Source organism: Azohydromonas aeria, assembly GCF_009760915.1.
Classification (GTDB): Bacteria; Pseudomonadota; Gammaproteobacteria; order Burkholderiales; family Burkholderiaceae_C; genus Azohydromonas; species Azohydromonas aeria.
In genome coordinates, this window is the sequence record NZ_VIDQ01000042.1 from 30050 (window position 1) to 53492 (window position 23443).

Consider the following 23443-nt stretch of genomic DNA (forward strand, 5'->3'; position numbering starts at 1 on the left):
TCAGCGCCCCGGCGTCCCGCGACCGGACGCTTCATTCGCTCCGCTGCTCGGCCAGGCGCTCGCGCAGGCTGCGCGCGGCCGGGCGCAGCGGCGTGCGGTGGTCGGTCCAGCCCAGCTGCGCCGTGGGCAGCAGCTCGCGCAGCCGCCCGCCCAGGCGCAGCGCGCCGCCGTAGAGCGCCGGGCGCTCGTTGAGCCAGGCCCAGGCCTTCCAGGCCAGCGCCTCCTTCCAGTCCTTGGCGCTGGCCTGGCCGGCCAGCGGCGCGTGGCCCGCCTCGGGCTCGTGCTTGGCGGCGTGGCGCAGCTGCATCAGCAGCTCCGGGATCGGGATGCCCACCGGGCACACCTCCGAGCACGCGCCGCACAGGCTGCTGGCGGTGGGCAGGTCCTGCGTCGGCTCCAGCCCCAGCAGGTGCGGCGAGATGATCGAGCCGATCGGCCCCGGATAGGTCGTGCCGTAGGCCAGGCCGCCGATGCGCGCGTACACCGGGCAGTGGTTCATGCACGCGCCGCAGCGGATGCACTGCAGCGTGGGACGGAAGTCGGCGTCGCGGTAGGCCTGGCTGCGGCCGTTGTCGAGCAGGATCAGGTGCTGCTCGGCCGGGCCGTCGAGCTCGCCCGGGCGGCGCGGGCCGCTGATGGCGTTGAAATAGGTCGTCACCGCCTGGCCCGTGGCCGAGCGCGTGAGCAGCGAGAACAGCGGCAGCACGTGCTCGAAGCGCTCCACCACCTTCTCGATGCCGGTGATGGCGATGTGCACCTCGGGCACCGTGGTGCACATGCGCCCGTTGCCCTCGTTCTCGACCAGCACCAGCGTGCCGGTGTCGGCCACCATGAAGTTCACGCCCGAGACGCCGATGGGCGCGTCGCGGAACTCGTTGCGCAGCACGCGGCGGCCGATGGCGATGAGCTCGTCCACGTCCTCGGTGTAGGGCGTGTCGGGGATGCGCTCGCTGAACAGCGCGGCGATCTGCTCCTTGGTCTTGTGGATGGCCGGCATGATGATGTGGCTGGGCCGCTCGCCGGCGAGCTGCACGATGTACTCGCCCATGTCCGACTCCAGGCAGCTCACGCCCTGCTCGGCCATGCGGTGGTTCAGCTCGATCTCCTCGCTGACCATCGACTTGCCCTTGATCATGCGCTTGGCGCCATGCGCGCGCGCCAGGGCCAGGAAGATGGCGTTGGCCTCTTCCGGCGTCGCGGCCCAGTGCACCCGCACGCCGCGCTCGGTCAGGCGCTGCTCCAGCCGCTCCAGCAGCTCGGGCAGCTTCGACAGGCTGTACTGGCGGACGGCCTCGCCGACGTGGCGCAGCGCCTCGAAGCCGTCGCGGTCGGCGAAATGCGCGCCGCGCTTGGCCTGCAGGAAATCCATGGCGCTGCGGAAGCTGCGGCGCAGGTGGGCATCGTCCACGGCCTCGCGCGTGCGCGCCTTGAAGGCGCGCGGGTCCACGAAGTGCAGCGGCGCCTCGGCGGCCGCGGCTTCATTCGGCATCAGTTGCGCGCTCATCGCTGCGGCTCCCCGGTGGCAGGCAGGTCGTTGACCAGGACGATCACCAGCTCTTTCGGCCCGTGGGCGCCGAAGGCCAGCACCTGCTGGATGTCGGCGGTCTTGGACGGGCCGGTGACCAGCAGCAGGTTCGTGGGCATGTCGTCCTGCGTGGCGGTGACGGCGCCCAGCGCCGCGGGCAGCCCCGGGTGGAGGCGGCTGGCGCGCAGCACGGCCACGTGCAGCGGCGGCACCAGCGACAGCGTGCGCGGCTCGTGCGCGCCCGGGCGCAGCACCAGCGTCCCGGTGTCGGCGATGCCGGCCTCGGCAGCGGTGACGCCGGCATCCACGGCGTCGAAGAGCTCGCCCTTCCACTGCGCCAGCGGCTGCTCGAAGCGGCGCACGGCGAAGCCCTGCAGCGCGGCGTCGAGCCCCGGCTGCAGCGCGCTGGCCGCACCGATGGCCACGCGCGTGCAGCCGCGCTGCGCCAGCGCCTGGCGTACCACCGCCGGCCAGCCGGCTTCGTCGGCGTGCAGCACCTCGGCGCGCCAGCCGCGGGCAGCGGCTTCGAACGGGGCGATGAGCGTGGCCGGGTCCACGCGCGGGCCGCGGCTGCCACGGCCGTAGGGACCATCCAGGTACGGGGCAAGGTCGGGCGCCGGCAGCGGCGCGGCCGGCGCGGCCGCGCGCAGGGCGCCCAGGATGGCGCTGCGCGCGCCGCGGGTGTCGGGCAGGTTCATGCGGGGGCTCCGGGAAAGCGCTTCAGTCGGTGACCTGGCGGGCGGCGTCAGCCGCGCCCTGGCGCTCGCGCACGAAGCTGGCCAGGTGCACGCAGCGCGGCAGCGCTTCGCCGGCGGCGCGGCGCTTCTCGGCGGCGTGGTGCAGGTTGAGCAGGCAGCCGCAGTCGGCGCTCACGAGCACGTCGGCGCCGCAGTCGCGGATGCTGTCGAGCTTGTCGCCGACCATGGCGCCGGAGATGGCCGGATGCCGCGCCGAGAAGGTGCCGCCGAAGCCGCAGCACTCGGCCACGCGCGCCTGCTGCACCACCTCCACCCCGGGCAGCGCGCGCAGCAGCGCCTCGCCGGGCTCGTGCGTGCCCATCTCGCGCCGCGCCGAGCAGGAGGTGTGCAGCGCCACTTTCAGGCTCAACACGGGACCGGATGCAGGCGTCGCGGCGGCCGGTTCGGCCAGGCCCAGCACGTCGCAGGCGAAGGCGCTGAATTCCACCACCCGCTGCGCCACGGCGCGGGCACGCTCGGCCAGCGCAGGATCGTCGGCAAACAGGCGCGGCCAGTGGTGCACCATCATCCCGGCGCAGGAACCCGAGGGCACGACGACCGGCCAGGGCTGCGGGAACAGGTCCAGCTGCGCCCGCGCCACGCGGCGCGCCTCCTCGGTGTAACCGCTGGTGTAGGCCGGCTGGCCGCAGCAGCTCTGGGCCGGGGGGAACTCGACCTCGATGCCGGCGGCGCGGATCAGGCTGATGGCGTCCATCCCGGCCTGCGGCGCCACGGCGTCCACCAGGCAGGTGGCAAAAAAGTAGACCCGCTGCGGTCGGATCCGGCTCGGCGGCGCGGTGCTGTACATCCGTTTCCCTCGTCATCGCACCGTCGCGGCCTCGTCCGGCCCGCTGACAGCAACGCACTGCTCAATGCGGTCGCGCACCGGGCGACCGCTCCTGTTGCCGGGGCCGGGCGCCCCGCAAGGGCGCGAGTGTAGGAGAGGCCTGCACGCCACCGACTTGAGGGATATCAATCCGGCGGCAGACGCCGCGGCCCGTCATGCCGACTGCCCAATGGCACCACCTTCGATACGAAATAAAACATATTTAAAACAAAAAGCAACACTGGCCGGCTCGTATCAATTTTGAAACGTCGGCGCGCCCATGTTGCAGGAACCCGCGTTTGCGGGTTCGCAAGCGCTGCGAATTCCCGGCAAAAATCCACCCACGCCGTCTTCGGGAAGGTCTGGAGGGCAGCGTAATTTGACAAGACCACAAAAAGACCTTGAGGGAGGTGCCCGGGCCATGCATTACCGCGACCACCGCGATTGCCGCGCCTGCAGGCGTGCTCCCTCGACCAGGGAGTGCACATCGGCTGAAACCGCCCTGCTCAAACTTGTTTCAGCCATGTGAAAGCATTTGCCATTCCTGCCCTGAAATCTCCTGGCTCCAGGATGGAGAAGTTTGGGTGGGCACGTTCATCCGAAAAGGCAGGTACTCATGCCCATCAGCGACAACGTCAAGCTTGGACACGAGGTCCAGATTTTCCAGCCCACGCTGGTCAATCTCTACGGCTGCAGCATTGGCGACGGCACCCGGATCGGCGCCTTCGTGGAAATTCAAAAAAATGCCTGCATTGGCGCCCGCTGCAAGATATCGTCCCATACCTTCGTGTGTGAGGGCGTCGATATTGCAGATGAAGTATTCATCGGGCACGGCGTCATGTTCACGAACGATCTCTACCCGCGCGCCACCAATCCTGAAGGCGGCCTGCAGACCGAAGCGGACTGGAAGGTCGAACCGACGTACGTCAAGCGCGGCGCTTCCATCGGCAGCAACGCCACGATCGTCGCGGGCATCACGATTGGAGAAGGCGCGCTCGTAGGCGCCGGCGCCGTGGTGACCAAGGATGTCCGTCCATTTGCCATCGTGGCCGGCGTACCCGCACGCGTGGTTGGAGATACCCGGGAACGAAAAAAATAGCCCAGCGCCTCCGGGCTGGAATTCCGGGTCCGGCAACGGCCCACCCGGCAAATCAGCCCATCGACACGCATCGCTCCGACCCGGCCTGAAGCCGGGCGCCATGGAGCCCATGGTCAACTGTCAAAGCAGAGAGGGAAGCAAAATGGTCAACATCGGTGTCATCGGATACGGCTATTGGGGTCCCAACCTGGTCCGCAATTTCTCCGAAACGCCCGGCCTGAACGTGACCATGGTGTCCGACCTGGACCCCGGCAAGCTGGAACTGGTGCGCAAGCGCCACGGCTGCGGCACGACGACGAACTACCGCGATTTGCTCGACGACACCTCCATCGACGCAATCGCCATTGCCACGCCGGTCAACACTCACTATGAATTGGCACTGGCGGCCTTGCAGGCCGGCAAACACGTCTGGCTGGAAAAGCCGATGACCGAAACCTCGGTGCAGGCACGCCGGCTGGTCGAGGAAGCCGAACGCCGCAATCGGGTGCTGATCGTGGACCACACCTTCATCTACACCGGTGCAGTCCGCAAGATGGGCGAGATCATCCGCAACGGCGAGTTGGGAAAAATCTATTACTACGATTCTGTACGCGTCAATCTCGGGCTTTTCCAGCGTGACGTGAGCGTGATTTCCGATCTCGCCGTGCACGACTTTTCCATCCTGGATTATCTTCTGGGCGAGCATCCCGTGGCCGTCACGGCCAGCGGCACGAATCATTTTCCCGGCACGCCTGAAAACCTGGCCTACGTCACGCTCTTCTATGACTCAGGCATCATCGCCCATGCCAACGTGAGCTGGCTGGCACCCGTCAAGGTACGCCAGATATTGATTGGCGGCAGCAACAAGATGATTACCTATGATGACCTCGAACCCAGCGAGAAAATCAAGGTTTATGACAAGGGCGTGAGTTTCACCGACGACCCGAACCAGATTCGCGAAATGCGCATCGGTTACCGCACCGGCGACATGTGGGCACCAAAGCTGGCTGTTGCCGAAGCCCTGCGGGTAGAGAGCGAGCATTTCGTCGATTGCATCGAGCATGGCCGCAGGCCGATGACCGACGGCCATCTCGGCGTGCGCGTCGTCGAACTGATCGAGGCGGCCAACCGCTCCATGCGGTGCCGCGGCGACACCGTCAACATTCAAAAGCGGAGCTGAACCCCATGATTCCCTTCGTCGATCTCAAGGCGCAGTACCTTTCCATCAAGGACGAGGTCAACGCCGCCATCCAGGGCGTTCTCGACCGCTGTGAATTCACGCTCGGCAGCGAGGTGGCGGCATTTGAGAAGGAGTTTGCCGCCTACTGCCAAGCTGAACACGGCATTGGCGTCAACACCGGCACCAGTGCCCTGCACCTGGCCTTGCTGGCCGCGGGCGTAGGTCCCGGGGATGAAGTGATCACCGTGCCCTTCACCTTCGTCGCGACGGTGTCGGCCATCGACTACACCGGCGCCCGGCCCGTGTTCGTGGACATCGATCCCCGGACCTTCACGATGGACGTGAACGCCGTGGAAGCAGCCATCACGCCACGCACCAAGGCCATCATCCCGGTCCACCTCTACGGTCAACCCGTGGACATGGACCCGCTGCTGGAGATCGCGCGCAAGCACGGCCTGATCGTGATCGAGGATGCCTGCCAGGCCCACGGCGCCGAGTACAAGGGCCGCCGCGCCGGCAGCATGGGCGACATGGGCTGCTTCAGCTTCTACCCAGGCAAGAACCTGGGCGCTTACGGTGAAGGCGGCATGGTGGTGACCAACCATCCCGAGTTCACGCGCACCATTCGCATGCTGCGCGACTGGGGTGCGGAGAAGAAGTACCACCATGTGCTCAAGGGCTACAACTTCCGGCTCGAAGGCATCCAGGGCGCGGTGTTGCGGGTCAAGCTGAAGTACCTGGACGGTTGGACCGAGGCACGGCGCGCCGCTGCAGCCCGTTACGACTCGTTGATGGCCGGCAGCAGCGTGCCCACGCCCTTTGCCCGCGCGGACGTGCGGCATGTCTATCACCTCTACGCCATCCGCACACGGCATCGCCAAGCTTGGCAGGAAGCGCTGCTGGCGCAGGGTATCCAGACGGGCATCCACTATCCGACCCCCGTGCACCTGCTGCCGGCCTTTGCCGACCTGGGTTACCAGCCGGGTCAGTTCCCGCATTCGGAACAAGCCGCCAGCGAGGTACTGTCGCTGCCGATGTTCCCCGAGCTGACGGCAGCGCAATGCGATCAGGTGGCGCAGGCTGTCCTGGCGCTGGCCGAACCGGTGGCTGGCGCGCCGGCGAACACCGCCCTGGCCGGCGCCATCTAGGGCCGCGCGCCATGGACAGCCACTCCAGCGCAACGGCCCCGGCAGTGGCGCAACCGCTGCTGATCTTCCCGTACAACGGCAACGGGCTTGAAGCGTTGGACTGCCTGGAACCGGTCCATCGCCTCGTGGCTTTCATGGACGACACTCCGGGCAAGCAGGGCGTGGACCGCCATGGTTGCGTGGTCACCGGCCGCGATGCCATGCACCGCTGGCCCGAGGCGCAGGTGCTGGCAGTGCCGGGCAGCCCGGCCTCGTACCGCTCCAGGCGTCAGACCATCGAGGCGCTGGAAGTGGCGCCGCAGCGCTTTGCCCGGGTCATCCACCCGAGCGCACGGGTGTCGCCTCTGGCCACGATCGGGCGCAACGTGCTGATCATGGCCGGCGTGGTCATCACCAGCAACGCCGTCATCGGCGACCACGTCTGCGTGCTGCCCAACACCGTGATCCATCACGACGCGCGCATCGGCGACTGGAGCCTCATCGGCTCGAACGTGACGATCGCGGGCAACGTCATGGTGGGAGAGAACTGCTACGTGGGCAGCGGCACCAGCATCATGAACGGCATCGAGATCGGCGACGGTTGCCTGGTCGGACTGGGCAGCAACGTGATCCGCAGCGTGGCCAGCGGATGCTGCGTGGCCGGCAACCCGGCAAGGGCGTTGAAGATCTAGGCATGGACCCGGACGCGCTGCGTCCCTCGCCGCAGAGTTGTGTTGGTGAGTCGTGTTGAGCCCGCTGTGGCTGTGAAGCCCGGCGGGCTTTTTCTCGACCCGGTGCGACGCCGTTGCGTCAGGCGTTCGTGCAGTCCAGCCAGAAGCCCCGACTCAAGGCAGCGTGATCGTGACCTGGGCCGGCAGAGGCGCAAGCTGGACGATGTCGCCGTAGGCCGCCAGCTCGCGCTCGGTGGAACGATCGAGCTGTATCCGCAGGCCGAGAAAGGCTGCCAGCGCCAGCGCGGCGAACACGCTGCCCATGACCCACAGGGGGATCTCACGCTGCAGCTTGTGCGCCAGCCGGTCCGGCGCCAACCCGTGCGGCGCGAATGCGGCGCGCCGTCCCTGCAGGTGGACGATCTCGTCGCCGAGCCGGGCTGTCAGGTAGTCAAGCTTTTCCGGGCCTTCGAGCACGTAGCGACCGCGGAAACCCAGCAGCAGGCACATGTGGAACACCTCCAGCAGCCCCAGCCGGGCAGCGCCTTCGCGGCGCAGGGCCTCCAACCGGTCGAAGAAGCGCTCGCCCGCCATGTGCTCGCCGAACAGTTCCAGTTGCAGAGGCTGGCAGGTCCATTCCCGGCGAATGTCGAGCTTCGACACCAGCACCACTTCATCGAGCAGGGCACAGAACGCAAACCGTGCGTCCACCGCGTCACTGGCAGGCAGCTGCAACCGCCGCGCACCCTGTTCCACCGAATCCAGCAGCGCCTTCACCTGCCTCCGAAACTCGCCGGCTTGAGACGGCGCATGGCCGCTGCGCAGCAGGAACACCATGTAGAAGCCGGGATAGAGCAGTTCCATCAGCGTCCGCGCATCACCGGTCGCTGCAGGCGGCTTCGGCATCTGCACCGTGGCGCCGGATGCAGATGGAGGCATGTCTTTCATCGGGAAGGCTCCTGGTGCACGCCGCGATGAAGTTCCGGGCTCACTGGCCATCGTTCAAGGCAAAGAGTTCAAGCTGCAGATCCGGCAGGCCACTGGGCGCATAGAGCGTGAGCGTGCGTGCCTGCAACATGCGCTCGTACAGCGGACCGCGCGGCTCCAGACCGAAGTACAGGGCACCCGGACGCACGGGAATGGCCGATGGCACCTGCGGCGCATGCACCAGCCTCACGCCCTGCATGGCCGACAGCAGCAGCTTGTCCACATCGTCGGGCGTGCCGAGCTTGAGCTGCTGCGGTATGAGCTGCACCAGCTCTGCCGCCGGCACCGCGGCCTGCACGCCCAGGAAGAACCGGGTGCGGGCATCGATCTTCTGCGAATCGAGCCGGGCCTGGTGGAAGGACGTGCGGACCTCCTCCAGCGTAATCGAGAAGCAGCGGGTCGAGATCACGGTCTCGAGCAGGTCTCGCACGATCGTGTCGAGCTGGTGGAAGCCGGCCTGTGGCGCCTGGTGCTCATAGGCAGGCAGGTCCGACAGGCCATGCGAGCGCGAGAACGTCATCAGCGCGCCGGCAAGCTCCAGCAGGCGCTCGAACAGCCGCTCGGGATGGAGCAGCGGGTGGCGCTGCAGATGCGACAGCCCGGCAAAGGCGGCATTGCAGGTGTGCAGCAGCCAGAAGGATGCGATGTCGCCGGAGCGGAACTCGATGACGTGGCGCGACGGTTCCCGGTGCACGCCGTACAGGGCATCGGCCTTGGCCTTCAGCACGTCGAGCAACGTGTCCAGCGTCCTCTTCAGCGCCGGCGCCGCGGCCAGCGTGAGGACCGGCGCCACGAAATCGGCGTCGACTTCGAATCCGCCGCCGGCCAGGCGGCGCAGCCGCAGCAGCGGCAAGGACACGAGATGGGCCCTGGGCTCCGGGTCCGTCAGCAGCTGGGCTCGGCGCCGCAACGTCGTGACGCTGGCCTCCACCGCTTCCGTGAACCAGTCGCCGGCGGCCTGTGCCCGCTGCACGAAGCGCACGCCGCCGCCGTCGTCGCCTTCCCCGGCGAAGTTGCTGCCGGCCTCGCGCATGGGTGCCAGCGCCAGGTGCAGCGTGACCTCGCCCATTCCGGCGGGCAGGGATGACAACGACAGCGCCGCAGGCAGCTCGTCGTCCTGCGGCGCGCAATAGAGATCGCCATCGGGAAATATGGCCTGCAGCCCGGTGATGCGCACCATGCCCGTTGCCAGCGCACCGGTGTCGAGCTGCAGCTGCCGCAAGCCCCAGCCATGCGGTTGCAGCGCCAGGGAGCGTTCAGCCTGCCGCCACTCATGGTAGGCATCCTGGCGCTGAAAATGCTGGGGCCGCAGGAACAGCCCTTCGCCCCATAGAATCTTGGCTGATCTGATCATTTCATCTCTCGCGCGGTTGAATTTACCCTGAGCTCCCGGCTTGGCATTTTCACGACTCCAGGACCACCCCCGACGTTGCAGCCATCCTGGCGCCGAAACAACCTGAAATCAGCAGCCCTGGAAAATCTCGAAAAACCGTGGACGCCCACTTTGGCATCAAAGCCGCTGGTTCCACAGTCTTATGGTTTTTATCAGTAACAGAATCAATTCTCTCGTTCCAGCGGCACCCTCAGCCCACCGTACAAACAGGGCGGCATTTGCCATCCGCGATATTCATCAACTCATCACCTTTACCAAGCCTGTTACACAAGTCCGGCCGGCCAGCAATGAGTCATGGCACTTGGGACAGCGCGTCCACGCCGGCCATCCACCCTGCGACCGGCTCGACAAAGATACGTCTTGACGCATCTGATCTGATCCATGAACGCTCATTCGTGGGGTGTAGGGTGCTGAGTTATTCAAGACATTCTCCTATTCACCACGAATCCGAAACTTGATACCCCTTGAGTGCGGGTTGCGCACGACGTCGTTTGTAAACGCCAGTGTCTGCGCCAGCCGGTGGGAAAGCCCGTCCCGATGGTGTGCCGCAGACGCGCCGGCCCCCTTCCCCCTTTGGTGTGAACCCCCCATTTGTAAGCGGCTGGAGCTTTCCCGATGGACGACGGGTGAGTTTGTCGATTGCAATTGCAAGCACCGGCCGGGCTTTATGCGGGCGGACTGCAATAGGCGCCATGCAGTACGGCTGCTTCGATGAACGCAATCTTGGCAAAGCGGAGGAAATCTCGGCATGGATTCCCATTGTCTGCTGCACCCGATTCAGGGAAAACCAAAACCTTCACCCATTCCGGCCGCCACGCGCGCAGCCTTGCGCCTGGCCTTGAGCAGTTGTGTCGCCTTGTGGCTGGCTGGTTGCGCAACGGCACCTCCACAAGATCCACTTTCCGCAACGGCAGCTCCAAAAGTAATTCCCATGGAGGAATGGCTGGGACAGGCCCGAACGGCACTGAATGAAGGAAACCGTGAGAAGGCACGCGCCGCATACCGCGCCGCGGCACAGAGCCACCCGGCCGAGAAATTGCCTTGGCTGCGTTTGTCCGAGGACTACTTCAACGCTCAGGACTACGGCAATGCCGTCATCGCCGCACAGGAGGCGCTGCAGCGTGATGGCCAGGACCATGTCGCGCACAGCATCCTGGCCATGAGCGGCCTGCGGCTCGCGGCAGGCTCCCTGGTGGCACTGCGCCAGGACACGGCGTACCCGGTGGGCTCGCGCGATGAAGCCATCACGGTGGCGCGCTCGCTGCGCGACGCGCTGGGGGCCACCGCGCTGCTCGCACCGGCGGCTTCGGGCAGTCCGGCCAACCGTCCCAGGAAGCCGGCGCCGCCGCCCGGTGCGGCGGTCATGCCGACAGTCCCAGGCCCGGCCACGGCAGCGGCCGGAGCGGGGACGGCCCACCGCGCGGCGGCAACCACGCCTTTCGCCGCCCCGGCTGTCGTGCCTGTGTCGGGCACGGCGTTGCCTGCTGCCCGGACCGCTGCGCCGGCGCCGTCGGGCAGCCCGCTCGACAAGCTCAAGTAAGCGGCCCCCACCAATCCACAACCTTCAGGAAGGATGCGACATGTCTCGAAACGACAGCGTGCACAAGCGGCTTGAAAAGGTGCGGCCGCCGCGCGTGCAGCTCACCTACGACGTGCAGGTGGGTGATGCCATCGAGAAGAAGGAACTGCCTTTCGTCATCGGCGTGCTGGGCGACTTCACCGGCACGCCCGACGCGCGCGACGTGTCCACGCGGCTCAAGGACCGCAAGTTCGTCAATGTCGACGTCGACAACATCGACGACGTCATGTCCGGCATGGGGCCCCGGGCCTCGTTCAGGGTGAAGAACCGGATCCTGCCCGAAGGTGGCGAGTTCGCGGTCGAGCTGCATTTCAGGGCGATGCGGGACTTCCAGCCCGAGGCCGTGATCGGGCAGATCGAGCCGCTGCGCCGGCTCATCGAGATCCGCGCCCGGCTGTGCGACCTGCGCAACAAGATCGCCGGCAACCACCGGCTCGACGACCTGCTGTCCGAAGCGCTGTCCAACACGGAGCAGCTGCTGCGCCTTGGCGCCGAGGCTGCTCCGGCGAAGGAGGTGCCGCATGGTTGAGACCGCGACTGAAGTCATGGCCGCCGCGCCTGCGGCCGACATGGGGCTGCTGTCGCAGATCGTCACGCAAAGCAAGGTGGCGCGCTCGCAGGGAGAGCATGACCGTGCCCGCGACCTCGTCGCCGAGCTGGTGCGCGAGGTGATGCAGGGCACGGTGCAGCTGTCGGAGAACCTGGGCGCCGCGCTCGACGCGCGCATCGCGCAGCTCGACGAGATCGTGTCCGCACAGCTCAGCGAGGTCATGCACCATCCGGAGTTCCAGAAGCTCGAAGCCAGCTGGAGCGGCCTGCACTACCTGTGCCGGCAGACCCCCACCGGCAAGGGCATGAGGATCCAGGTGCTCAACGCCACCCGCAAGGAGCTGGTGAAGGATTTCAGGTCCGCCATCGACTTCGACCAGAGCACGCTGTTCAAGAAGGTCTACGAGGAGGAGTTCGGCACCTTCGGCGGCGCGCCGTTCGGCGCGCTGATCGGCGACTACGAGATCACGCGCCAACCCGAGGACGTGTACTTCGTCGAGCAGATGTCGCACGTCGCCGCGGCCGCGCACGCGCCGTTTCTCTGCGCGGCGGCGCCGGAGCTGCTGGGGCTGGATGCCTTCACGGAGCTGGGCAAGCCGCGCGACCTGTCCAAGACCTTCGACACCGTGGACTACGTGCGCTGGCGCGCCTTCCGCGACTCGGAGGACGCCCGCTACGTGGGCCTGACGCTGCCGCGCTTCCTGGGCCGGCTTCCCTTCCATCCCAGGGAAGGCAACACGGTCGAGTCCTTCAACTTCGTCGAGGACGTGGACGGCAGCGACCACGGCAAGTACCTGTGGATCAATGCCGCCTATGCCCTGGGCACGCGCCTTACCGCCGCGTTCGACAGCCATGGCTGGTGCGCCGCGATCCGCGGCGTCGAAGGCGGCGGCCTGGTGGACGACCTGCCCACGCACTGCTTCAAGACCGACGACGGCGAGATCGCGCTCAAGTGCCCGACCGAGGTGGCCGTGACGGACCGGCGCGAGAAGGAGCTCAGCGACCTGGGCTTCGTGCCGCTGGTGCATTGCAAGAACACGGCCTACGCCGCCTTCTTCGGCACCCAGTCGGCGCAAAGGCCGCGCAGGTACGACAGCGACGCGGCCAACGCCAACGCGGTGCTGTCGGCGCAGCTGCAGTACATGTTCAGCATCTGCCGCATCGCGCACTACCTCAAGGCGCTGATGCGCGACAAGGTCGGCAGCTTTGCGTCGGCGCGCAACGTCGAGGAGTTCCTCAACCGCTGGCTGCGGCAGTACGTCGTGGAGGACGACAACGCCACGCAGGAAACCAAGGCCACGTACCCGCTGCGCGAGGCCAGCGTGCAGGTGGCCGAGGTGCCGGGACGCCCCGGCGTCTATCGGGCCGTCTCGTTCATACGCCCGCACTTCCAGCTCGATGAGTTGTCGGTTTCGCTGCGCCTGGTCGCCGAGCTGCCCCCGTCCCAGAAGGGATGACCCACCCAAGGAGATCGTTCAGCCATGAAAGACATCTACCTGAAGTTTGCCGGCGCCACCGAGCTGCAGGGCGACAGCACCGACAGCGCGCACCTCAACGAGATTGAGATCACCTCGTTCAGCCAGCTCATCACCCAGCCCAAGTCCTCCACCGCCTCCACCGCCGGCGCCCACACGGCCGAGCGCACCGAGATCGGCGAGCTGGTCTTCACCAAGGACATCGACCGCTCCTCGGCCAAGCTCAACCGCGCCTGCGCCGCCGGCACGGTCTATCCCAAGGTCTACGTCACGTTCTACCGCGCCTACGGCGGCAAGAATGCGACGGCGACCTCGCAGACCCGGGTGGACTACTACAAGATCGTGCTCGACGACGTGGTGGTGTCCTCGGTGGCCACGGAGATCGGCGACGGCGAGCTGCCGCTGCAGCGCTTCGGCCTCAAGTGCAGCAAGCTCACCTGGGAGTACAAGCAGCACAAGCACGACGGCTCCTCGGCCTCCACCGGCATCGCCGGCTGGGACCTGGCCCGCAACGTCGCCGTCTGAGCCGGGCGGCACGCTGCGGCAGCGGGAAGGAAGCCACCATGCACCGATTCAACCCCTCGCTGCTGGACAAGCTGCTGGGCGCGCCGCAGGGGGCCCCATCGGCAGCCGCGCCCGGCGCGAGCCTGGAACAGGTCAAGGCCTCGGTGGCCCGGGACATCGAGGCCCTGCTCAACGCCCGGCCCGGGCTCGTGCCGGCACGGTTGCCCGGTCACCCGCAAGCCGCCTGCTCGCTGCTGACCTTCGGGCTGCCCGACATCAGCGCCGCGTGCCTGGCCAGCGATCGCGACCGGCGCAGCATCGTCGAGGCCATCACCGACACGCTGCGCAGCCACGAGCCGCGGCTGCGCGACGTCCAGGTCGGCGTGCGCGACGAGTCGCGGCCCGGCGGCGGCCTGTGCTTCAGCATCCATGCCCACCTGCAGCTTGCCCCCTACGTGGAGCCGGTGGCCTTCGACGCGGTACTGCAGCCGGGCTCCAACCGCTACGCGGTGTCCAGCGGCTGCCGTGCCTGGCGTCCGAGCTGAGACAAGCCCTCCCGCGATGCAACGGCTGCTCACGCACTACGAGCACGAGCTCACCTTCCTGCGCGAGGAGGCGCCTCGTTTCGCCCGCGACTACCCGCGCATTGCCGGCCAGCTCGCCGACACCGGCGACACCGCGCACGACCCGCATGTGGAGCGCCTGCTGCAGGCCTTCGCGATGCTGACCGCACGCGTTCACAAGCGTCTGGACGACGACTTTGCGCTGGTCACGCAATGGCTGTTGCAGCTGCTCCAGCCGCAGGCGCTGCGGCCCTTTCCCGGCTGCGCCATCGTGCGCTTCGAGCCGGGCGGGTCGCTGGACCGGCTGCCCGGCGCCACGGCGCTGCCTCGCGGCACGGTACTCGAGGCGCGACCGGTACGCCGCGTCGCCTGCCGCTTCACGACCACGGCGCCGGCACAGCTGCTGCCCGTGCGCGTGGTGTCGGCGGCTTACCGCGCCGGCGTGTCCGCGCCGCCGGGCACGGCGCTGCCGCAGCGCGCCACAGCGCAGCTCTCGCTGCAACTGGAGCTGGGTGCCGCGGTGCCGTCATGGCAGGCGCTGGGCACGGACCACATCCGGCTGTTCCTGGACGGCGACCCCTCGCTGGTGACGCTGCTGCGCGAGACGCTGTGCGGCCACGTCGCCGCGACGCTGGTGCAGACCGGGGCGCCGGGACCGTGGCGGGCCGAAGCCGGGGCTTGCCCACGCCAGGTCGGGCTGGAGGAGGGCGAGGCGCTCATCGATCCCGAGGCCCGCGCGCATCCCGCCGGCCGGCTGCTGGGCGAGTACTTCGCCTTCGCGGAGAAGTTCAACTTCATCGACCTGCCGCTGCCGCAGGCCGCACGCCACGCGCAGGAGCGCCGGCTGGCGCTGCATTTCGTGCTGGCCGCCCCGCGCGGCGGCCACGATGCCGCCCGGCTGCTCAGCCTGGTCACGGCCGCCAACTTCCTCACCCAATGCGTGCCGGCCATCAACCTGTTCCGCCGCCATGCCGTGCCTGTGCGCATCAGCCACCGCTCGACGACGTACCCGGTGCTGGCCGACGAGCAGGCCGCGGCGGCCCACGAGGTGTATTCGATCGACCGCGTGACACGCGTGCGCCAGACGCCGCTGGGCACGCAGGTGCAGCCGGTGGCGCCGCTGCACGCGCTGCGGCACGAGGCGCTGCTGCGCGGCGACGGCGGCCGGGCACCGTACTGGCACGCGCAGCGCAACGAAGCGGTGGCGCGCGTCAGCCCGGGCTACGAAACGGAGATCGGGCTGGCGGACCCGGGTTTCGACCCGGCGGCACCCGGCACCGACACGCTGTCCATCGAGCTGCGCGCCACCCAGCGCGAACTGCCCAGCCGGTTGCGCATCGGCCATCCCGGCGGAGACCTGCGGCTGGCTGGCGAAGGCAGCGACACGAATCCGTGGGAAGCGATCCGCCTGCTGCGCAAGCCCACGCCGCCGCAGCGCCTGGAGCTGGCGCAGGAAGGCTTGCGGCGGCTGCTGTCGCGGCTGTCGCTGGGCCACCTCTCGCTCGCCGGTGCCGGCATCGACGGGCTCAAGGAGCTGCTGCGCCTGCACGCCCCGTCCGGCAGCGCCCAGGCCGAGCGCCTGGTGCAGGGACTGCTGCAGGTTGAATACCGCACGGTGCGGGACTGCGTGGCCGGCAACCCCTTTGCCACCCTGGTGTGCGGGACGGGCATCCGCCTGGTCGTGGACGAGCAGCACTTCGTGGGCAGCGGCCTGCGCCTGTTCGCACAGGTGCTGGAGCGCAGCTTCGCGCTGCAGGCCAGGCTCAACACCTTCACGCGGCTGGTGCTGGTGTCCGCGCACACCGGCGATGTCCTCTTTGCCGGCGCACGCCGCAGCGGCCACGGCGTGCTGGCATGACGGCGCGGCCCGTCGGACCTTCCGGGCCGGCGGCCCCGGCCGCGGTGGACGCCGCGCCCATCGCGCGGTTGCTGCAGCAACCGCAGCGCTTCGAGTTCCACCAGGCCGTGTGCCTGCTCGAGCGCTGGCTGGGCGGCAGCGCCGTCCCGCAGCGGCCGGCGCTGCAGTTCCGCAACACGCTGTCGCTGGCCTTTCCGGCCAGCGAGATCGCCGCCCTGGCGCTGGAATCCGACGCGCGGGCCGATGCCGCCACGCCTGCCGGCGACACCACCCGGGAAGTCGGTGCCCCTGCCATGCCCGATCCGGCCACATGGCGCCGCATTGAACTCACGCCGGCCTTCATGGGGCTGCTGGGCACCGGCGGCGCGCTGCCGCTGGCCTACAGCGAAACCCTGGCCGGGCACGAGGCCCGGCAACGCGACGGCGCCGCGCGCGCTTTCCTGGACATCTTCCAGCACCGCGCCGTCACGCTGTTCCATGCCGCGTGGCGCAAGCACCGGCTCCCGCTGCAGGCCGGGCTGGGCGAGCCCGATCCGGGCCTGTGCGCGGCGCTGAGCCTGGCCGGCCTGGGACAGCCCGCGCTGCGCGAACGGCTGCGCGCGGCCGAAGGCGGGGTTGCCGACGACGCGCTCGCCCACCACGCCGGCACGCTGCAGCGCCGCTGCACCGATGCCGGGCAGCTGCAGGCGCTGCTGGCCGACTACCTGGGCGTGCCGGTGCAGGTTGAACAGTTCGTCGGCCGCTGGTGCGCGCTGGCACCGGACAACTTCTGCAGCCTGGGCACGGTCCACGCCACGCTGGGCGCCGACACGGTGCTGGGCGAGCGCGTGTGGCAGCGCGACCTGCGCCTGCGCGTGGTGCTGGGCCCGCTCGGCCGGGAGCAGCAGCGGCGCTTCCTGCCCGGGCAGCCGGGCGCGCTGGCGCTGCGCGAGTTGCTGACGCTGATGGCCGGCGTCAGCCTGGAATGGGAAGTGCGCCTGCGGCTGCGCGCGCAGGCCGTGACGGCCGCGCGGCTGGGCGGCGACGAGGGCGGCGGCGCCGCACAGCTGGGCTGGAGCGGCTTCCTGCTGTCGCGGCCCAGCGCTGCCGAGCGCGAGGAAACGGTGCAGGCGCTGCACGCCGCGGCCGCCTGAGCCCGGCGACCGGCGCGCGCGGCGCCTTACAGTGGCGGCCGCCGATCGCCGGCATCTTTCCTGCATTCCCGGCGTTTCCCGGCCTTCCCGCCATTCCTGCCATTCCCGCCGTTCCTGCCCGGAGACTTCTGCCCATGTCCGATTCCAACGCCCTGCTCGTGCTGCGCCACTGCGACGTGCTGGTGACCATGGACGCCGCGCGCCGCGAGATCCGCGACGGCGCGCTGGTGGCGCGCGGCGCCGTGGTGCAGTGGGTCGGTGCCAGCGCCGAGCTGCCCGCCGAGGCTGTCGAGGCCATCGCTGCCGGCCGGGCGCGGGTGCTTGACATGCGCGGCCACGTGGTCACGCCGGGCCTGGTCAACACCCACCACCACATGTACCAGAGCCTCACGCGCGCGCTGCCCGGCGCGCAGGACGCCGAGCTCTTCGGCTGGCTCACGACGCTGTACCCGGTGTGGGCCGGCCTCACGCCGGAGATGATCCGCGTCTCCACGCTCACCGCCATGGCCGAGCTGCTGCTGTCGGGCTGCACCACCAGCAGCGATCATCTCTACATCTATCCCAACGGCAGCCGGCTCGACGACTCGATCGAGGCCGCGCGGCAGATCGGCATGCGCTTCCACGCCGCACGCGGCAGCATGAGCGTGGGCCGCAGCCAGGGCGGGCTGCCGCCGGACGCCGTGGTCGAGAAGGAAGCCGACATCCTGCGCGACACCCTGCGGCTGATCGAGACCTGGCACGACGCCTCGCGCCACTCGATGCTGCGCATCGCGGTCGCGCCCTGCTCGCCCTTCTCGGTGTCGCGCGAGCTCATGCGCGAGTCGGCGCTGCTGGCGCGTGCCCACGGCGTGTCGCTGCACACGCACCTGGCCGAGAACGACAACGACGTCGCCTACTCGCACGAGAAGTTCGGCATGACGCCGGCGCAGTACGCGCAGGACCTGGGCTGGACCGGCCGCGACGTGTGGCATGCGCACTGCGTCAAGCTCGACGAGGCCGGCATCGCGCTGTTCGCGCGCACCGGCACCGGCGTGGCGCACTGCCCCTGCTCGAACATGCGCCTGGCCTCGGGCATCGCGCCGGTGCGGCGCATGCGCGACGCGGGCGTGAAGGTGGGCCTGGGCGTGGACGGCAGCGCCTCCAACGACGGCGCGCACCTGCTGGGCGAGGCGCGCCAGGCGCTGCTGCTGCAGCGCGTGGGCCACGGGCCGGCGGCCATGGGCGCGCGCGAGGCGCTGGAGATCGCCACCCTGGGCGGCGCGCAGGTGCTGGGCCGCGACGACATCGGCGCGCTGGCCCCGGGCATGTCCGCCGACTTCGCGGCCTTCGACGTGCGCGGCGTGGCCCACGCCGGCGCGGGCGAGGACCCGGTGGCCGCGCTGGTGTTTTGCGCGCCCGCGAGCGCCTCCACCGTGGTCGTCAATGGCCGCGTGGTGGTGAGCGAGGGCCACCTGGCCACGCTCGACCTGCCCGTGCACCTGGAGCGCCACCGCGCGCTGGCGCGCGAGCTGGCGCAGGCGGCGCGCACGCCGGGCTGAAGGCGGCACCGGCGCCTGGCGGCCCGTGGTCAGGACCTGAACAGCTCCAGGTCGATGGCGTTGGCCAGCGCCTCGTGGCCGGCGGGGCTGGGGTGTAGCGTGTCGCCGCTGTCGTAGGCCGGGCGCAGGCGGCGCGGCCACGCCGGGTCGCGCAGCGCGGCGTCGAAGTCGATGACGGCGTCGAAGGCGCCGCTGCCGCGGATCCAGCGGTTCACGGCCTGGCGCGCGGCCTCGACCGAGTCGGCGGCATTGGCGTTGGGCAGCAGGGTGCCGCCGTAGGCACGCAGGCCGCGCGCATGCGCCCGGACGGCGAGCTGCTGCAGCGCGGCGATCACGCGCTCGGCCACGACGCCGGTGCGCAGGTCGTTGATGCCCAGCAGCACGATCACGTACTTCACGCCGGCCGCGTCCAGCACGTCGCGCTGGAAGCGGGCTTGGGCGTTCTGGCTCAGGTACGTGGTCCACAGCGTGTTGCCGTCGATGCCCTGGTTGAGCACCCCGCGCACCAGGCCCTCGTTCTGCAGGCGCCGCGCCAGCACGTCCGTCCAGCGCTGGTTGGCGTTGTCACGGGTGCCGGCGCCGCCGGTGATGGAGTCTCCCAGCGCCACGATGGCCGATACCTCGGCCGGCGCCAGCACCTCGACCCCGTCCAGGAAATACCACGGCGAGCTGCATACCTGCTTGCCGCCCTGCATGACGCAAAAGCCCGTGGATTCCACCGGCAGGCTGGCGGCTGCCGTGAAATTGCCGGGCGGCGAGACGTAATTGGTCTGGCGCGAGCGAAACCGCAGCGTGGGCGCGCCGGTGAAGCCGGGAAAGAAAATACTCACGGCCAGAGAGCGCCTTGCCGGGACTTCGAAGTCCACCGCATCGCTCAATACGCTGGCGCCGGGCGCCATCGCCACGCCGCTTTTGCCGTCGAAGGTCAGCGCGCGGTCCGATCCGGGCACGATGGCCGCCCCGCTGCCCTGCAGCGCGATGCGCGCCGCGCCAATGTTCACGGGCGCGGTGCCGAAGGCATTGGAAAAGCGCACCCTGACCCGTTGGCCGCCGATGCTGGTGAACACGATCTGGCGCAGCGTCCGCCCGGGAAAGCCCTGCGCCACGGGCGGGTAGCGCGGCGGCTGCATCCCGGTGCTCCAGGTGCCGACCCAGTGCCCGCTTGGCAACTGCCCGGTGCCCTGGGCCCATGCGCAGGTCCCCACTGCCAGCGCCGGCAGTGCGAGGGCCTGGCGGCGTGTCAGGACGTGAACGGCAGGCAGGTATTTCATGGAAGTGCTCCCGGTAACTGCAGGGTTTATGCACAAGCCGGTGCCGCTTATGACGTTTGCAAATGAAAAAGCCCGCGCAAGGCGGGCTTCGGGAGGCGGAAGGTGCGGCCGCGGTTTCAGTGGCGGCCGGTGCGTTCGGAGCGCTCGGGCAGGATGTCTTCGACCGTCAGCTGCTGCGCCCGCATGATGTTTCGAATCTTGACCAGCGCCTCCAGCCGCGACGCTTCGCGCATGTCGGCGGCCTGTTGTTCCAGTGCCGTCAGCTCGGTACGCAATTCGTCGATGCGCGCCAGGATTTCCTCGTACGTGGGCGCCCTTTGCGGCTTGACCCAACCGGTGTGCTCAACTGCTGCCATATTTTCAATCACCCAGAACAATGACTACCTGCCCCAGGTTCCCGATGGTTTTGTCCGACCCCGCGGGAATCAAGAGGCGCTCTGTTGTTTTTCTTGACTCACGGCGCTGGCGCGCCCTTTTGCTCCCGGCAGGAGCAAACGGCATTCGCATGACCGGCGAGAAGTGGACGGCACCCTGGAATAAGGTTCCTGCCTGACGCGCCGGTGCAACCACTTTTCGGTGGACCCACGCGGCACGAAGCATAACAACAGCAATTTGCCGAAGGTTTCGTGATGGTCAAACACGGCCGCGCGCCGGGCAGGGACCGCGAGCCGCGACGCGACAATGCCGCCCCATGACACGTTCCGCGGCTGCATCGAAACCTCCCGCCTGGCGGCGCTGGATCGCCATCGTGCTGCGCTGCGCGCACCTGGCCGGCCTGGTGCTGCTGGGCGCGGCGCTGCTGGGCGCCCCGCTGTCCGTGCGTGACGGCGCGCTGCTGACGCTGGCCAGCGGGCTGGCGCTGTTCGTGGCCGAGTTGGCCGACACGCGCATCCGGCTGGGGGAACTCGCCGGCCTGGTGGTGCTGCTCAAGCTGGCGGCGGTGGGCTGCATGGCGTTGCGCCCGGCGGCGGCGCCGCTGCTGTTCTGGCTGGTGCTGGGCGTGTCCGGGCTGATCGCGCACGCGCCGCGTCCGCTGCGGCACTGGCGCCCGGGTCGCGGCGGCGCCGGCCAGGGCTGAAGGCGCCGGCACCCGGCCCGATTCAGGCGCGCCGCACCGCGGCCCGCTCCAGCAGCGCCTCCCAGCCGGGATAGTCGCGCGGCGCCAGCGAGAACTTGCGGGCCAGGTCCTGCGTGGACTCGCCTGCGGCCAGCGCGCGCAGGTAGCCCGGGCCGTCCGTGACCCAGCTGCCGCCCAGCAGCGTGATGCCGCGCGCGAACAGCGGGTCGGGCGGGCAGCCGACGCTGGGCCCGACCAGCGCCAGCGCCCGTGCACCGCGGCAGTGCGCCAGTGTCGCGTCCAGCGTGTCGTTGAGCAGCAGCGTGCCGGTGGCCAGCACCTTGGCGCAGCCGGCGAGCTCGGCCGCATCCAGCGTCACGCGCACGCCGTCGCGCTCGCCGGCCAGGTCCGCGCGCAGCTCGACCACCAGCACGCGCGCGCCGCGCGCCACGATGCGCGGGATCAGCGGCGTGAAGTAGCCGACCATGCCCACCGTCTCGCCCGGCTGCGGGTCGAGCGCGCCCAGCGAGTCGGCACTGGCCGGCGGCACGAAGCCGGCCTGGTCGAAGAGCCGGCGTGTCAGCGCATTGAGCGCGGCAAAGCCCAGCGTGCGCTCGACGGGGTCGCCGCCGGCGCAGCCGCGCGCCAGCGCCAGCGCGTCCGCGCCGGCCAGGTCGTGCCGCTGCGCGTGGCGGCGCAGCCCGGCCCAGGTGTCGCCCAGCAGCACGTAGGACAGGCCCAGCGACCCGTCCTCCAGCTCCAGCGCCGCGAACTCGCCGCGCATCGCGTCGGCGGCCGGCAGCGGCGGCAGGTGCAGCGCGCGCACGCGCGGCAGCGGCCCGAAGTCGGCCAGGGCCTGGACCCGGGCCAGGGCGTCGGTGGCAAAGCTCATTCGTTCTTTCCGGAGGAAGTGCCGTGCCGCGCGGCGCGCGGCGACAGGGCGTTGGGGAAGTACAGCGCCGTCAGGCTCTTGCTGTGCACGGGCGAGAAGCCGCGGCCGTCGCCGCCCTCGGCCGCGTCGGCGTAGCGGCGCCAGTCGCGCACCCAGTGGATGTCGTCGCAGACCTCCAGCAGCCCCATGGTCTCGCGATCGCCCACCAGCACGCCCTGCACGCGCAGCCCGAAGCGCGACTGCGCCTCCTCCAGCCGGCGCAGCGTGTGCGGCACGCAGCCGAACTCGCCGTCGCTGACCAGCAGCACGTCGGCCTGCTGCCAGCGCGCCTCGTGCACGCGCTCGATGGCGCGCTCGATGGGGGTCTGGATGTCGGTGCCGCCGTCGAAGCTCTGGCCCATGAGCTCCAGCAGCGCGCGCAGGCCTGCGGCGTCGCCGCCCAGGTCGCGCTCCAGCACCTCGCCGGGCCCGCCGAAGGCGATGAGCTTGCAGCCGCGGCGCTGCTCGTGCGCGGCGCGCAGCGCGGCAATCGCCACGGCCTTGGCGATGTTCTCCGGGGCGCCACGCATGGAGCCGGAGGTGTCCAGGCACAGGATGATCGGCCCGCGCTGCAGCGCCTCGGGCTCCGCCTCGGCGCTGCGCCGGCGCGGCGGCGCGTGCGGGTCCGGCCGCCAGTCGGTAAGCACGGCCTGCGTCTCCCAGCTCAGCAGCCGCGCTTCGGCATGGCGCGCGCGCCAGAGCTTCTTCAGCACCGGGTGCGTGAGCATCACCGCCTCGCCGGCGAGCATGCGCTCGGGGCGCGACGAGAAGCGCACGCCGACGATCTCGCCCGGCGCGTCGGGCAGGCGGGTCTCGACGGCGCGCAAGCCCTGCGGCGGCGCGGCGCACGCACTCTCCACCGACTGCGGCGCGGGCGTGCCGCCACTGCGCTCGGTGCGGCCCAGGCGCTGGATCAGCGCCACCAGCGCCGGCAGCTGCTGCAGCCACTCGCTCGCCTTGCGCGCGGCTTGCCAGGAGCGCGAGTGCAGCTGCCCGTGCAGCTCGTCCCAGCGCATCTGGCCCAGGTCGCCCAGGCTGCGCAGCAGCGCCAGCTGCTCCTCCAGCCCGGCGCCTTGCAGCTGCCATTCGGCGCGGAAGTCGGCGGCGGCGCGCGCGATGGCTTCACCCCGGGACAGCCGCGGCTGGTGATCGACGATGCGGTCCAGGTGCCACAGCAACGTGCGCAACACCTGCTCGGCCAGCGCCGGCACGCCGCGCGACAGCGCCGCCAGCCCCAGCTCGCCCACGGCCTGGCGCAGCGGCGCGGTGGCCGCGGCGTCGCCGAAGTCGGCAGCTGCCGGCGGCAGCGCGCCGGCGCCCAGGCTGTCCAGCCAGGTCCGGGCGTCGGCCAGGCGCTGCCCGCGCTCGCCGGCGCTGGTGATCAGCGCCGGCAGCCACAGCGCGCGCGGCAGCGGCTCCAGCCGGTCGTAGGGGCGGTCGATCGCGGCGGCGTCCATGCGC

General features: G+C 69.7%; 22 protein-coding genes. 13 read left to right on the top strand and 9 right to left on the bottom strand.

Annotated features, from left to right (window positions below; all coding sequences use genetic code 11):
• Window positions 1–31: 31 nt before the first annotated feature.
• Genes FJ694_RS21960 through FJ694_RS21970 form a run of 3 tightly spaced genes read right to left on the bottom strand, consistent with a single transcriptional unit; the run spans window position 32 to window position 3070 of the window.
• On the bottom strand, window positions 32–1504 hold the full coding sequence (locus FJ694_RS21960; RefSeq protein ID WP_157269462.1) for a LutB/LldF family L-lactate oxidation iron-sulfur protein: 1473 nt from the start codon (window positions 1502–1504) through the stop codon (window positions 32–34).
• Window positions 1501–2223, bottom strand: coding sequence for a LutC/YkgG family protein (locus tag FJ694_RS21965; RefSeq protein WP_157269463.1), 723 nt, complete (start codon window positions 2221–2223; stop codon window positions 1501–1503). The genes FJ694_RS21960 and FJ694_RS21965 overlap by 4 nt, the downstream gene beginning before the upstream one ends.
• Before the next feature lie 22 nt (window positions 2224–2245).
• Window positions 2246–3070, bottom strand: coding sequence for a (Fe-S)-binding protein (locus FJ694_RS21970; RefSeq protein WP_157269464.1), 825 nt, complete (start codon window positions 3068–3070; stop codon window positions 2246–2248).
• A gap of 634 nt (window positions 3071–3704) precedes the next feature.
• On the opposite strand from FJ694_RS21970, the gene FJ694_RS21975 reads away from it, so the two are divergent.
• From FJ694_RS21975 to FJ694_RS21990, 4 genes are all read left to right on the top strand, one after another.
• Window positions 3705–4187 carry an acyltransferase gene (locus tag FJ694_RS21975; protein ID WP_157269465.1) on the top strand — a complete coding sequence of 161 codons (483 nt, stop codon included), beginning with the start codon at window positions 3705–3707 and terminating at the stop codon, window positions 4185–4187.
• A gap of 100 nt (window positions 4188–4287) precedes the next feature.
• Window positions 4288–5346, top strand: coding sequence for a Gfo/Idh/MocA family protein (locus tag FJ694_RS21980; protein ID WP_232540168.1), 1059 nt, complete (start codon window positions 4288–4290; stop codon window positions 5344–5346).
• Window positions 5347–5351: 5 nt separating this feature from the next.
• On the top strand, window positions 5352–6494 hold the full coding sequence (locus FJ694_RS21985) for a DegT/DnrJ/EryC1/StrS family aminotransferase (protein WP_157269466.1): 1143 nt from the start codon (window positions 5352–5354) through the stop codon (window positions 6492–6494).
• Between the two features lie 11 nt (window positions 6495–6505).
• On the top strand, window positions 6506–7165 hold the full coding sequence (locus FJ694_RS21990; RefSeq protein ID WP_157269467.1) for a NeuD/PglB/VioB family sugar acetyltransferase: 660 nt from the start codon (window positions 6506–6508) through the stop codon (window positions 7163–7165).
• Window positions 7166–7318: 153 nt separating this feature from the next.
• Here FJ694_RS21990 and icmH read toward each other — a convergent pair whose 3' ends face one another.
• Window positions 7319–8092, bottom strand: a complete 774-nt coding sequence (gene icmH, locus FJ694_RS21995) for a type IVB secretion system protein IcmH/DotU (RefSeq protein WP_157269468.1) — start codon at window positions 8090–8092, stop codon at window positions 7319–7321.
• A 40-nt stretch (window positions 8093–8132) separates the two neighbouring features.
• Window positions 8133–9485 (bottom strand): type VI secretion system baseplate subunit TssK, encoded by a 1353-nt coding sequence (gene tssK / locus FJ694_RS22000; RefSeq protein WP_157269469.1) that lies wholly within the window; start codon window positions 9483–9485, stop codon window positions 8133–8135.
• A gap of 970 nt (window positions 9486–10455) precedes the next feature.
• Between tssK and FJ694_RS22005 the strand changes: the two genes are divergently transcribed.
• The 8 genes from FJ694_RS22005 to FJ694_RS22040 all read left to right on the top strand — a co-directional run bounded on the left by FJ694_RS22005 (window position 10456) and on the right by FJ694_RS22040 (window position 18723).
• The gene (locus FJ694_RS22005) at window positions 10456–11064 is read left to right on the top strand and encodes a hypothetical protein (protein ID WP_157269470.1); all 609 of its coding nucleotides are present in this window, start codon (window positions 10456–10458) and stop codon (window positions 11062–11064) included.
• A 40-nt stretch (window positions 11065–11104) separates the two neighbouring features.
• Window positions 11105–11632 carry a type VI secretion system contractile sheath small subunit gene (tssB, locus tag FJ694_RS22010; RefSeq protein ID WP_157269471.1) on the top strand — a complete coding sequence of 176 codons (528 nt, stop codon included), beginning with the start codon at window positions 11105–11107 and terminating at the stop codon, window positions 11630–11632.
• The gene (gene tssC / locus FJ694_RS22015; protein WP_157269472.1) at window positions 11625–13109 is read left to right on the top strand and encodes a type VI secretion system contractile sheath large subunit; all 1485 of its coding nucleotides are present in this window, start codon (window positions 11625–11627) and stop codon (window positions 13107–13109) included. Before tssB ends, tssC begins: the two co-directional genes overlap by 8 nt.
• Before the next feature lie 24 nt (window positions 13110–13133).
• Window positions 13134–13652, top strand: coding sequence for an Hcp family type VI secretion system effector (locus FJ694_RS22020; RefSeq protein ID WP_157269473.1), 519 nt, complete (start codon window positions 13134–13136; stop codon window positions 13650–13652).
• Between the two features lie 38 nt (window positions 13653–13690).
• Window positions 13691–14176: a type VI secretion system baseplate subunit TssE gene (tssE, locus tag FJ694_RS22025; RefSeq protein WP_157269474.1), complete on the top strand. Its 486-nt coding sequence runs from the start codon at window positions 13691–13693 to the stop codon at window positions 14174–14176.
• Window positions 14177–14192: 16 nt separating this feature from the next.
• Complete coding sequence (gene tssF, locus FJ694_RS22030; RefSeq protein WP_157269475.1) at window positions 14193–16052, top strand: type VI secretion system baseplate subunit TssF; 1860 nt, start codon at window positions 14193–14195, stop codon at window positions 16050–16052.
• Window positions 16049–17185 (top strand): type VI secretion system baseplate subunit TssG, encoded by a 1137-nt coding sequence (tssG, locus tag FJ694_RS22035; RefSeq protein WP_157269476.1) that lies wholly within the window; start codon window positions 16049–16051, stop codon window positions 17183–17185. Before tssF ends, tssG begins: the two co-directional genes overlap by 4 nt.
• A gap of 134 nt (window positions 17186–17319) precedes the next feature.
• The gene (locus FJ694_RS22040; protein ID WP_157269477.1) at window positions 17320–18723 is read left to right on the top strand and encodes an 8-oxoguanine deaminase; all 1404 of its coding nucleotides are present in this window, start codon (window positions 17320–17322) and stop codon (window positions 18721–18723) included.
• Window positions 18724–18752: 29 nt separating this feature from the next.
• Here FJ694_RS22040 and FJ694_RS22045 read toward each other — a convergent pair whose 3' ends face one another.
• Window positions 18753–19994, bottom strand: a complete 1242-nt coding sequence (locus tag FJ694_RS22045) for an SGNH/GDSL hydrolase family protein (protein ID WP_157269478.1) — start codon at window positions 19992–19994, stop codon at window positions 18753–18755.
• Between the two features lie 116 nt (window positions 19995–20110).
• Window positions 20111–20371 carry an H-NS histone family protein gene (locus tag FJ694_RS22050; RefSeq protein ID WP_157269479.1) on the bottom strand — a complete coding sequence of 87 codons (261 nt, stop codon included), beginning with the start codon at window positions 20369–20371 and terminating at the stop codon, window positions 20111–20113.
• Window positions 20372–20685: 314 nt separating this feature from the next.
• On the opposite strand from FJ694_RS22050, the gene FJ694_RS22055 reads away from it, so the two are divergent.
• Complete coding sequence (locus FJ694_RS22055; protein ID WP_157269480.1) at window positions 20686–21072, top strand: hypothetical protein; 387 nt, start codon at window positions 20686–20688, stop codon at window positions 21070–21072.
• 22 nt (window positions 21073–21094) lie between these two features.
• Here FJ694_RS22055 and FJ694_RS22060 read toward each other — a convergent pair whose 3' ends face one another.
• Entirely contained in the window at window positions 21095–21943 is an 849-nt protein-coding gene (locus tag FJ694_RS22060; protein WP_157269481.1) for a Rossmann-like domain-containing protein, read from the bottom strand.
• Window positions 21940–23439, bottom strand: coding sequence for a VWA domain-containing protein (locus FJ694_RS22065; RefSeq protein ID WP_157269482.1), 1500 nt, complete (start codon window positions 23437–23439; stop codon window positions 21940–21942). The genes FJ694_RS22060 and FJ694_RS22065 overlap by 4 nt, the downstream gene beginning before the upstream one ends.
• Window positions 23440–23443: the final 4 nt, after the last annotated feature.

Excerpts from the sequence above, each read along its gene's own strand:
- FJ694_RS22045 (WP_157269478.1), bottom strand. The coding sequence starts at position 19,994 with ATGAAATACCTGCCTGCCGTTCACGTCCTGACACGCCGCCAGGCCCTC.
- icmH (WP_157269468.1), bottom strand. The coding sequence starts at position 8,092 with ATGAAAGACATGCCTCCATCTGCATCCGGCGCCACGGTGCAGATGCCG.
- tssE (WP_157269474.1), top strand. The coding sequence starts at position 13,691 with ATGCACCGATTCAACCCCTCGCTGCTGGACAAGCTGCTGGGCGCGCCG.
- FJ694_RS22020 (WP_157269473.1), top strand. The coding sequence starts at position 13,134 with ATGAAAGACATCTACCTGAAGTTTGCCGGCGCCACCGAGCTGCAGGGC.
- tssK (WP_157269469.1), bottom strand. The coding sequence starts at position 9,485 with ATGATCAGATCAGCCAAGATTCTATGGGGCGAAGGGCTGTTCCTGCGG.
- FJ694_RS21975 (WP_157269465.1), top strand. The coding sequence starts at position 3,705 with ATGCCCATCAGCGACAACGTCAAGCTTGGACACGAGGTCCAGATTTTC.
- FJ694_RS22055 (WP_157269480.1), top strand. The coding sequence starts at position 20,686 with ATGACACGTTCCGCGGCTGCATCGAAACCTCCCGCCTGGCGGCGCTGG.
- FJ694_RS22060 (WP_157269481.1), bottom strand. The coding sequence starts at position 21,943 with ATGAGCTTTGCCACCGACGCCCTGGCCCGGGTCCAGGCCCTGGCCGAC.
- FJ694_RS21990 (WP_157269467.1), top strand. The coding sequence starts at position 6,506 with ATGGACAGCCACTCCAGCGCAACGGCCCCGGCAGTGGCGCAACCGCTG.
- tssG (WP_157269476.1), top strand. The coding sequence starts at position 16,049 with ATGACGGCGCGGCCCGTCGGACCTTCCGGGCCGGCGGCCCCGGCCGCG.
- tssF (WP_157269475.1), top strand. The coding sequence starts at position 14,193 with ATGCAACGGCTGCTCACGCACTACGAGCACGAGCTCACCTTCCTGCGC.
- FJ694_RS21965 (WP_157269463.1), bottom strand. The coding sequence starts at position 2,223 with ATGAACCTGCCCGACACCCGCGGCGCGCGCAGCGCCATCCTGGGCGCC.
- FJ694_RS21980 (WP_232540168.1), top strand. The coding sequence starts at position 4,288 with ATGGAGCCCATGGTCAACTGTCAAAGCAGAGAGGGAAGCAAAATGGTC.
- FJ694_RS22005 (WP_157269470.1), top strand. The coding sequence starts at position 10,456 with ATGGAGGAATGGCTGGGACAGGCCCGAACGGCACTGAATGAAGGAAAC.
- FJ694_RS22065 (WP_157269482.1), bottom strand. The coding sequence starts at position 23,439 with ATGGACGCCGCCGCGATCGACCGCCCCTACGACCGGCTGGAGCCGCTG.
- tssC (WP_157269472.1), top strand. The coding sequence starts at position 11,625 with ATGGTTGAGACCGCGACTGAAGTCATGGCCGCCGCGCCTGCGGCCGAC.
- tssB (WP_157269471.1), top strand. The coding sequence starts at position 11,105 with ATGTCTCGAAACGACAGCGTGCACAAGCGGCTTGAAAAGGTGCGGCCG.
- FJ694_RS21960 (WP_157269462.1), bottom strand. The coding sequence starts at position 1,504 with ATGAGCGCGCAACTGATGCCGAATGAAGCCGCGGCCGCCGAGGCGCCG.
- FJ694_RS22040 (WP_157269477.1), top strand. The coding sequence starts at position 17,320 with ATGTCCGATTCCAACGCCCTGCTCGTGCTGCGCCACTGCGACGTGCTG.
- FJ694_RS21970 (WP_157269464.1), bottom strand. The coding sequence starts at position 3,070 with ATGTACAGCACCGCGCCGCCGAGCCGGATCCGACCGCAGCGGGTCTAC.
- FJ694_RS21985 (WP_157269466.1), top strand. The coding sequence starts at position 5,352 with ATGATTCCCTTCGTCGATCTCAAGGCGCAGTACCTTTCCATCAAGGAC.